This is a genomic window from Methanosarcina spelaei, from assembly GCF_002287235.1.
Classification (GTDB): domain Archaea; phylum Halobacteriota; class Methanosarcinia; order Methanosarcinales; family Methanosarcinaceae; genus Methanosarcina; species Methanosarcina spelaei.
Genome location: NZ_LMVP01000501.1, coordinates 20343 through 28252 on the forward strand (window position 1 = coordinate 20343; position 7910 = coordinate 28252).

Genomic DNA, 7910 nt, shown 5'->3' on the forward strand with positions numbered 1-7910 from the left:
TATTTTCAGAAGAGGCGAGCCTGTGAGATCTTTTACATCTGAAGAAAGAGAGATCATAAGAAACAAAATCATAGATCGGGGTAAAGAATGCTTTGCCATATATGGAATAAAGAAAACGAGCATTGAAGATCTTACCAGAGACCTTGGAATTGCAAAAAGTTCTTTTTACTCTTTTTTCAATAGCAAAGAGGATCTTTTTCTACATATATATAAGAAAGAGCGGGAAGCCTTAAAGGACAACTTATTAGAAAATTCCTTCCTGAAATACAGGAAGGAACCTGATAAAGCGATAAGGGCTTATCTTCATTATGTACTGGATATTGCGAATAGCCACCCGGTCTGGAGAAAAGTTTACATTGAAAAAGAGCACCTTGAGCTGACAATTTCCCGATCTTCAGAGGAAGAAATTAAAAATATTCGTAGAGAAAACGTAGAAATGATTCTGCCTTTTTTTGAAGAGTGGGCAGCTGCAGGTCTTCTAATAGACAAAAATACCAGGATTCTTGCTGAAACCACATATGCGGTTCTTTCCCTCGTTCATTTCAGGAATGAAATTGAGGACGAGGATTTTCAGGAAATGATGGATATTCTTATCGACCTTCTGGCCGAAAATATAATAAAAAAAATATAAAATTATTGCTAGAATTAAATCGCAAAAGGTTACCTTAGAAGGGTGACCTTTTTAAAAAAAGTAAATTACTTCTATAATAAATTTAGTGGGAGTGTATTAATGAAACAGATAAAATCTGTTTGTCCAGAATGCAAAAAAGTTATTGATTCCACTATATTTGAAGAAAACGGCAAGATAATGCTGAAAAAAACTTGCCCAGAACACGGAACCTTCACGGATGTCTACTGGTCGGACAGCAAACTATACGACAGGTTCAGGCGCTATTCTTACGTCGGTAGTGGAGTTTCAACCAATAATGAGACTATTTCTTCCGGTGGCTGTCCCTGGGACTGCGGAATTTGCTCCAGGCACAAAACCGGGACTTTGCTTGCAAACATCGACGTTACCAATCGTTGTAATCTCAATTGTCCGGTGTGCTTTGCTAATGCCAAAGCAAGTGGCTTTATATACGAACCGGACTTTGAACAGATAAGAGAAATGATGCTGACTCTCCGAAATCAAGAACCTGTTCCCTGCTATGCTGTCCAGTTTGCTGGAGGAGAGCCTACGGTCCGGGAAGACCTTCCGGTAATTATCGAAACAGCTCAAGAACTTGGGTTTTCACAGATCCAGATTGCAACTAATGGTGTCAGGCTCGCAAAAAGCCAGGAATACTGCGAAGCTTTAAAGACCGCAGGGCTCCATACTGTATATCTATCCTTTGACGGAGTCTCAGAGGAACCATACATGGAGAACCGAGGATTTAATGCCCTTCCTGTAAAACAAAAAGCTCTTGAAAACTGCAGGCAGACCGGCCTGAATAGTGTTGTGCTCGTGCCCACCCTGATAAAAGGTGTTAATGATCACCAGGTTGGAGATATTGTCCGCTTTGCAGCTAGAAATGAGGACGTAGTGAGAGGTGTAAACTTCCAGCCAGTAGCGTTCGCAGGCCGCATTGATCAGGCCCTACGAAAAGAACAGAGAATAACAATTCCCGATCTAGTATCACTCCTGGAAGAACAAACCGAAGGAGAAATTCCCAGTTCAGCCTGGTATCCTGCATCTGCTGCAGTTCCCATCATCCGATTCGTGAGTGCGGTGCGAAAGGTTCCGCTCCCTGAGTTTACAATTCACCCTCTCTGTGGAGCTGCCACTTATATCTTTGAGAACGAGGGAAGGCTAATTCCGATAACTGAGTTTGTGGACGTGGATGGGTTCCTTGAGTTCCTTGAGAGCGTTACTCCAGAATTTGAAGGGCAAGGTTCTAACATAACGAAACTTGCAAAAGTTCTCTATAATATTCCGCGTTACATCGATGATGCCAGAAGCCCAAAAGATCTTAAGATAGTCCCCCTGATAACTAATTTTCTTAAAAACGGTACAAGAGAACATGCTGCTCAGTTCCATCGAAAATCACTTTTCCTCGGAGCTATGCACTTTCAGGACCTCTACAACCTGGATCTGGAAAGGGTTGAACACTGCGGAATCCACTATGCTACCCCTGATGGCAGGATAATTCCCTTCTGCACTTATAACAATTTTCACAGAGAAGGAGTAGAAGCAAGGTATTCAAAACAATATAGGAAAAATATGAAGTTTGAGAAGAAACCCGTGGAAGTTCAGGAAAGAGAAGCAGCTTGATTTCTCCTACAAAGGAAAGCATGACAATAATTATTAAAATGAAAAAATATAAGTTAGAGAGGTGTAATACAAAATATTTATATTAGAGAAAAAATTAACTGAAAGAAATTTTTATACCGAATACATTGGTCCAATAGAGCCAATAACTTTAACTGGACAAATACATTAATTGTGAAAACTATTCGGAAGAGTAACCATACAAAATGGGTAAATCTTAATTTGAATCTGATCTTTCTGAGGAAGAATTTGGAGATGAGAACTAGACCTCAGAAAGCCGAAAAAAGATTCATTGACCGAAAAAATAAAAGTTTAAAAATATAGTGATTAAAGTAGAACTTTCAGGACTCTATTGAAGTAATCAGTAGAAATAATGTGGCATTTATACTGTCATGCTTTTCGGTCCATATCACACTATTTGCAAGAAAGAGGATATCTGCTGGTTAAGCATTATAAATTAAGTTTAAAAGGTACAGGTGAGCTGGTGAGCATTAAGATAAATAGATATAAGTGTGGATACTGTGGTGCCTGTGTGGGAGTCTGCCCTAAGGGAGCACTCGAACTTGTAGAGACCTGGGTCGAAGTAGACGAAAGTACGTGCATTACATGCGGGATATGCGATCGCATCTGCCCTGTAGGGGCAATTGAGGTAATGAAATGAAGGACACGTATGATGTTTTAGTGATAGGTGCCGGTCCTGCAGGTTCCATTGCCGCCAGAACCGCAGCTGAAAAAGGGCTGGACGTACTCCTGATCGAGAAACGCCAGGAGATAGGTGACCCTGTACGCTGTGCCGAAGGTGTGAACAAAGCATATCTTAAAAAACACGTGGAAATTGACAAAAGATGGATTTGCGCTGATCTTAATGCTTCTCATATCTACGCGCCGGACGGTACAAAGATAGAGATGGCAGAAGAAATAGCTGGTGGAGAAGTAGGTTACGTCCTTGAGAGAAAAGTGTTTGACCGGGCTCTTGCTGAACAGGCTGCCGAAGCCGGAGCGGAAGTTAGAGTAAAAACCAGAGCAACTGGCCTTATCGTTGAAGACGGTTTTGTCAAGGGAGCCAGGCTCATGCATCTAGGAAAAGAATATGATGTGCGGGCCAAGATAGTAATAGGCGCTGACGGGGTCGAATCAAAGGTAGGCAGATGGGCAGGTATCGACACTTCCTTAAAGCCAATAGATATAGAAACATGTGCCCAATACCTGATAGCTGGAGCGAACATAGACCAGCACCACTGTGAATTTTACGTAGGTAATGAAATTGCACCAGGCGGCTATATATGGGTCTTTCCGAAAGGCGGTGGAAAAGCCAATGTAGGAATCGGAGTTCTCGGGAGTAAGGCTGGAAAATTCAAGCCAAGGCCTGTAGATTATCTTGACAGATTTCTTGAAAAAAAATTTCCCGATGCCAGGATAGTCGAAATGGTTTTCGGAGGAGTTCCGGTTTCAGGCAGCATTGAAAAAACTTCCACTAACGGGCTGATGCTAATCGGAGACGCTGCCCGCCAATCCGATCCTGTTACAGGCGGTGGAATTCTTAATGCAATGGATGCTGGAAAGATAGCAGGAGAAGCTGCATATGCAGCTATATCTGAAGGAGATGTCTCCTTCGAAAAACTCGAAGAAATTTATGAGAAGCCATGGAGAGCAACCCTGGGACACGACATTGATATGAGCCTTATCGTAAAGAATTGTTTTATCAATCTAAGCGATGAAGACCTGAATTCGCTTGCTCATTCTCTAGAAGACATGAAATTTGAGAGAATGAGCCTTCTTGACCTGTTACAGGCTCTCTTTAAAGCCGATAAAAAACTTCTCTGGGACCTTCGAGTACTTTTCAAAGATGCCGCAAAAGAAGTTGTAAAGAGCAAAATGTAATAAAGTAAGACGTAACGCCTGGAAATCCAGGCACCTGTCATTTATTAGACTTTTTTATTCTGTCTTAAAGGAAATTTCCATATCAGAAGTTATCCAACCTTTTCCTTGTCAATTCCTCTTTCCATAAAAATAAATTGCTGTGATATAACCTTAACTTGCATTTCAGCCCTCTTGAGCGAAGCGAAAAGGGCACCGTCCTCCCGAGACGGGACTCGGGTGACGGAACTCGGCAAGTGAAATTTCTTTGTTCATAAGTTAATCCGCTTGAGCGAACGAAGTGAGCGAAACGGAACCGTCCTCCCGAGACGGGACTCGGGTGACGGAACTCGGCAAGTGAAATTTCTTTGTTCATAAGTTAATCCGCTTGAGCGAACGAAGTGAGCGAAACGGAACCGTCCTCCCGAGACGGGACTCGGGTGACGGAACTCAGGAAGTAGAACCGGATGGTTACTTTTTCCAGAACTCAGGCGTAAAGAGTAAAATTACAGTATAGATTTCAAGCCTGCCAATCCACATATTTGCAATCAGGACTAGTTTACCAAGAGCGGGTACAGGATCAAAACTGTCCATTGGGCCTACGACATTCAGACCTGGCCCTATGTTACCAAGAGTGGCTATGGACGCAGTAAATGAAGATATAATGTCCATGCCCAGAACCGAGAGAATCAGAGTGCTTAAGAGAAAAATAAGCAGATATATAACAACAAATGAAACAATGGAATTGACAATTTCATCGGGTACATTTTTATTGTTAAATTTAATAGCTCTTATGGCTCTCGGATGAATGGCCTTGAACAATTCCACTCGACTGCGCCTGAGGAGAATAAGGATACGCACAACCTTCATGCCTCCACCTGTAGAACCGGCGCAGCCTCCGATAAACATCACAAATATAAGTACCATTTTAGCAGAATCGGACCAGAAATTAAAATCTGCTGTAGCGAACCCTGTACTTGTCATGATAGAAACTATCTGAAAAATGGCAAATCTGAAGGAGTTAAAAAATCCTGTTTCCATATCTCGCCAGAGCAGAAAAGCAAGAAGCCCTGTTGCTAAAAGAATTAGTCCTGTATAGAAACGAAACTCGTCGTCTTTAATAAGAAACTTTTTGTCTATATAAATTGCCCGATAGTGAAGTGCAAAGTTTGCACCTGCAATGAACATAAAAAAGGTTATTATGAACTCAATCAGAGGGCTGTTAAAAGCTTCAACACTCAGAGCGTAATTGGAAAAACCTCCACATGACATTGTAGTAAAAGTATGGTTAATAGAGTCATAAAGTGAGACTCCTGCAAGCAGGAGGACAACAACCTGAAGAAAGGAGATCGCAAAGTAGACCATCCAGAGAATTCTTGCAGTCTCCTTTATTCTTGGCTTTAGCTTGTCCTCAGTAGGTCCAGGTGCTTCAGCCCGGAAAAGCTGGCGGCCTGCAACCCCTAGTTTGGGCAGGATCGCAATGAAAAGCACAATTATACCCATACCCCCAAGCCACTGAATCATGCCCCTCCAGAAAAGGATGCCTTTTTGATGACTTTCTATATCAGTAAGAATTGTTGAACCTGTAGTTGTAAATCCGGACATGGATTCAAAGACAGCGTTTAAGGGAGAAATCCCGTCCAGCATGAAAGGAATTGACCCGAAAAATGCAGCTGCAAGCCAGCCCAGGGCAACTATTGCAAAGCCTTCTTTGCGCATCCATTCTTCGTTGGTTTTATAATAAAGCAGAAGAAGACCTGTAATGATAGTTACAAAAATCGAAACCAGAAAAGGAGTTAAACTTTCTCCATAATAGTATGCAACTCCAAGAGGGATTAGCATGAACAGTCCCAGGAGTCGGAGCAAACCACCAAGTGCATATAAAATAACTCTAAAGTTCATTGGAGGTCCTCGGTTTTAAAACTGATAGACTCTTTTGAATTTTTAGTATATGTCTTTTACTTAAAATATTTCTCCACTGCCGAAACTGAAGACGAAAGCGCAAAAACTATTACTCTATCTCCTTCTCGAACTACCGAGTCTCCTCTAGGTATGATAATCTCATCGTTATGAACTATTGTAGTAACGAGCGCGTCTTTAGGGAATTTGACCTTTTCGAGAGACTTTCCTATGATTTTTGAGTACCGTGAGGTCGTGTACTCTATAATTTCTGCCTTTTCGCCTTCCAGCATGGTAAGCTTTTCGATACCTTTTCCCATTGTAAGCTTAAGGACTTCGTTTACAGTTGCCTCCCTTGGACTTACTGCCATATCAATTCCGATCATTTCAAAAAGAGGCACATAATCAGGGCGATCAGCTCTTGCAATCACCTTCTTTGCTCCCATTTGCTTTGCTAGAAGCGAGCACAGAAGATTTTTTTCATCATTGTCCGTAACTGCAAGCACTACGTCCATATCTTCGATGTTTTCTTCCCTCAGAAGATTAACGTCAGTGCCATCTCCGTTTAAAATGAGGGCATTTTCCAGCGTTTCGGCCACTTCTATACAACGGTTCTTCTTATACTCGATAATCTTAAGGTCGACACTCTCGTCTTTGTCTATCAGTTTGGCAAGGTAGAATCCTACAATGCCGCAGCCTATGAGGAGAATTCGATTTCTGTGTTGTTCCACATCCCCAAAAACACGACCAAGTTCTTCCAGAGCTCTGGGATTGCCTACAACTACTATATGGTCGTTTGCGTTAATAGTGTCATTCCCATGAGGAATAACAATTTCCTGCTTCCTAAAAATTGCACTTACAATGCAGCAATCATCAAGCTTGAGATCCTGAATCTGCTTTCCTACAAGCTTGCTATCGGGACGGATGGCAAACTCCATCATCTGAACTTTTCCTCCGGCAAATACTTCAGTATCTATAGCTGAAGGGCTTGAAAGGACCTCGGCAACCTCCGAGGCGAGCGCAAGTTCAGGACAGATCATTATATCGACTCCAACCTGAGACCTTGAGGTTACAGGTACATCGATATAATCAGGATTGCTAACTCTTGCAATTGTCTTTGTTTCTTTCCATCCTGGATGGGATCTTATGATCAGCTTTGCAGTCATACAGGCAACAATGTTGACTTCATCAAATCCTGTAACAGCTACTAAAATGTCTGCATCGTGAATGATACTGGCGAGAATATCAGCGTTTGCGCCATTTCCCTCAAGAACCTGAACATCGAGTTCATCTGCCCTTCGTGCAACGTCCTCATCTTTTTCAACAACAGTTACGTCGTGTGTGGCGGAAAGAAACTTTGCAATATGATATCCAACCTCACCTGCCCCTATCACTATTGTTTTCATAAAAATCCTCGAAAAAAAGCTTGATTCCAAATAAATTAACCTGCGTGCTTAAGTATTCTTTGGGAAAGAGAACTTAAATAACATATTAAGGAATGCTCTTTCTACAGAGGAATAGTTTAAGGTTAAGGTATTTAAAATGTGTATTTTACAATGACAATACCTAATGGCGAGTTCAATCTAGCAGTGGTAACTATAGGTCCCTGTTTTCGTGAATGTATGATCGTACGAGTCCTGACTTATTATATTAAAGAGAAATCGGTTTCTACAACCGTGTAATTAGTTGAATCAAGATTTGTCCACCTTACAGTATCACCGGAAGATACTGTTAAGTGAATTTGGATAAAATTGAGAATTCTCAATTTTAACGTAATCAGTCTCGCCTTTACTTGTACATCCTATTCCAGAAATATGCTAAATAAAACCATCAAAAGCATCACATTCAAGTTCAGTACTTCGCTAATTTTTCATTTTGTATAAATGAGGTCATTCGAAACCTATAT

7 protein-coding genes are annotated in these 7910 nt (G+C 41.4%); 5 read left to right on the forward strand and 2 right to left on the reverse strand.

The window, feature by feature from the left end:
* Positions 1-22 precede the first annotated feature (22 nt).
* From ASJ81_RS17150 to ASJ81_RS17165, 4 genes are all read left to right on the forward strand, one after another.
* Entirely contained in the window at positions 23-631 is a 609-nt protein-coding gene (locus ASJ81_RS17150; RefSeq protein ID WP_095645417.1) for a TetR/AcrR family transcriptional regulator, read from the forward strand.
* Positions 632-730: 99 nt separating this feature from the next.
* Positions 731-2251 carry a tetraether lipid synthase Tes gene (gene tes, locus ASJ81_RS17155; protein ID WP_095645418.1) on the forward strand — a complete coding sequence of 507 codons (1521 nt, stop codon included), beginning with the start codon at positions 731-733 and terminating at the stop codon, positions 2249-2251.
* Between the two features lie 481 nt (positions 2252-2732).
* A complete protein-coding gene (locus ASJ81_RS17160; RefSeq protein WP_095645422.1) occupies positions 2733-2909 on the forward strand; it encodes a 4Fe-4S binding protein in 177 nt (58 codons plus the stop codon).
* Positions 2906-4129, forward strand: a complete 1224-nt coding sequence (locus ASJ81_RS17165) for a digeranylgeranylglycerophospholipid reductase (protein ID WP_095645419.1) — start codon at positions 2906-2908, stop codon at positions 4127-4129. Before ASJ81_RS17160 ends, ASJ81_RS17165 begins: the two co-directional genes overlap by 4 nt.
* Positions 4130-4576: 447 nt before the next feature.
* Here the strand turns inward: ASJ81_RS17165 and ASJ81_RS17170 are convergent, their stop codons facing one another.
* Both ASJ81_RS17170 and trkA read right to left on the reverse strand, forming a co-directional pair.
* Positions 4577-6007, reverse strand: coding sequence for a TrkH family potassium uptake protein (locus tag ASJ81_RS17170; protein WP_095645420.1), 1431 nt, complete (start codon positions 6005-6007; stop codon positions 4577-4579).
* 56 nt (positions 6008-6063) lie between these two features.
* The gene (gene trkA / locus ASJ81_RS17175; protein ID WP_095645421.1) at positions 6064-7410 is read right to left on the reverse strand and encodes a Trk system potassium transporter TrkA; all 1347 of its coding nucleotides are present in this window, start codon (positions 7408-7410) and stop codon (positions 6064-6066) included.
* Positions 7411-7560: 150 nt separating this feature from the next.
* On the opposite strand from trkA, the gene ASJ81_RS24295 reads away from it, so the two are divergent.
* Positions 7561-7686, forward strand: coding sequence for a hypothetical protein (locus ASJ81_RS24295; protein WP_275112576.1), 126 nt, complete (start codon positions 7561-7563; stop codon positions 7684-7686).
* Positions 7687-7910: the final 224 nt, after the last annotated feature.

What these genes read in the sequence shown, in the direction of transcription:
- ASJ81_RS17165 (WP_095645419.1), top strand. Translation starts at nt 2,906, where the DNA reads ATGAAGGACACGTATGATGTTTTAGTGATAGGTGCCGGTCCTGCAGGT.
- tes (WP_095645418.1), top strand. Translation starts at nt 731, where the DNA reads ATGAAACAGATAAAATCTGTTTGTCCAGAATGCAAAAAAGTTATTGAT.
- trkA (WP_095645421.1), bottom strand. Translation starts at nt 7,410, where the DNA reads ATGAAAACAATAGTGATAGGGGCAGGTGAGGTTGGATATCATATTGCA.
- ASJ81_RS24295 (WP_275112576.1), top strand. Translation starts at nt 7,561, where the DNA reads ATGACAATACCTAATGGCGAGTTCAATCTAGCAGTGGTAACTATAGGT.
- ASJ81_RS17170 (WP_095645420.1), bottom strand. Translation starts at nt 6,007, where the DNA reads ATGAACTTTAGAGTTATTTTATATGCACTTGGTGGTTTGCTCCGACTC.